The 1,752-nt window shown below is 66.6% G+C and carries 1 protein-coding gene; it reads right to left on the reverse strand.

Annotated elements, in window-relative coordinates; translation table 11 throughout:
* Nucleotides 1–3 precede the first annotated feature (3 nt).
* Nucleotides 4–1,752, reverse strand: a 1,749-nt coding sequence (gene dnaE / locus H5J30_RS31230; RefSeq protein WP_181790893.1) for a DNA polymerase III subunit alpha, incomplete at its 5' end; no start/stop codon positions are given.

Consider the following 1,752-nt stretch of genomic DNA (forward strand, 5'->3'; position numbering starts at 1 on the left):
CCGTCAGCCCGCCAGACAGGAGGGCCCGAGCAGGGCCTTGAGGTCGCCGAAGAGCGCCGGATCCGACGTCACGCGGTGGCGGTCGAGGCGGAGCACGGTGGTGGTGCGGGAGCCCTGGAGCTTCACGCGCACCTCCGTGCCGCCGCGGTGCTGCGACAGCACCTCGCCCAGCTTCTCCACCAGTGGCGGGGTGACCTTGACCGTCGGAATCGTGATCGTCACGGGCGCGTTCGCGGACACCTCGGACAGGTCGGGGACGGCGAGTTCCATGGCGACCAGCCGCGGGACGTCCTCCCGCTTGTCGAGCCGCCCCTTGACGAAGACGATCGCGTCCTCGACGAGTTGGGTGGAGACCAGCTGATACGTGGCCGGAAAGAACATGCAGTCGATGGAGCCGCCGAGGTCCTCGACGGTGGCGATGGCCCAGGCGTTGCCCTGCTTGGTCATCTTCCGCTGGAGCCCGGAGATGATGCCGCCGATGGTGACGATGGTGCCGTCGGAGTGGTCGCCGCCGTTGAGCGCGGCGATGGAGGCGTCGGCCTTGTCGTTCAGGACGTGCTCGACGCCGAAGAGGGGGTGGTCGGACACGTAGAGCCCGAGCATCTCCCGCTCCTGCGCGAGCAGATACGACTTCTCCCACTCCTCGTCGGCGAACTGCACGTCGAGGCCGAAGCCCGGCTCGTCCGCCGCGGTCTCGTCGCCCATGCCGCCGAAGAGGTCGAACTGCCCCTCGGCCTCCTTCCGCTTGACCGACACGACGTTGTCGATCATCGGCTCGTACTGCGCGGTGAGGCCCTTGCGGGTGTGATCGAGGGCGTCGAACGCACCCGCCTTGATCAGCGACTCGACGGTGCGCTTGTTGCACACGACGGCGTCGACCTTGTCGAGGAAGTCGGGGAACGACGCGTAGCGCCCCTTGGCCTTGCGGTTGCGAACGATCGACTCCACCACGTTCTGCCCGACGTTGCGCACGGCGGTCAGGCCGAACACGATCGTGTCATCACCGCGCGGAGTGAAGTTCGCGTCCGACTCGTTGACATCCGGGGGCAGGACCTTGATGCCCATCTTCCGGCACTCGTTGAGGTAGACCGCGGACTTGTCCTTGTCGTCGCGCACGGACGTCAGCAGCGCGGCCATGTACTCGGCGGGGTAGTTCGCCTTGAGATACGCGGTCCAGTAGGAGACGAGGCCGTACGCGGAGGAGTGCGCCTTGTTGAACGCGTAACCCGCGAAGGGGACCAGGACGTCCCAGACGGCCTGGATGGCCTTGTCGCTGTAGCCCTTCTCGCGGGCGCCCTTCTGAAACGGGATGAACTCCTTGTCGAGCACTTCCTGTTTCTTCTTGCCCATCGCCCGGCGCAGCAGGTCCGCCTGGCCCAGCGAATAGCCGGCGAGCACCTGCGCGGCCTTCTGCACCTGCTCCTGGTAGACGATCAGGCCGTAGGTGATGTCGAGGACTTCCTTGAGCGGTTCCTCCAGCTCCGGGTGGATCGGGGTGATCTCCTGCTGGCCGTTCTTGCGCAGCGCGTAGTTGATGTGCGAGTTCATGCCCATGGGGCCCGGCCGGTACAGCGCCGAGACCGCGGAGATGTCCTCGAAGTTGTCGGGCTTCATCATGCGCAGCAGGGAGCGCATGGGCCCGCCGTCGAACTGGAAGACGCCGAGGGTGTCGCCGCGGCCCAGCAGTTCGAAGGTCGTCGGGTCGTCGAGCGGCAGCGACAGCAGCTCGATGTCCCGGCCCTTGTTCTGCTT

The sequence above is a fragment of the Streptomyces phytophilus genome, from assembly GCF_013870535.1.
In the GTDB taxonomy this organism is placed as follows: Bacteria; Actinomycetota; Actinomycetes; order Streptomycetales; family Streptomycetaceae; genus Streptomyces; species Streptomyces phytophilus.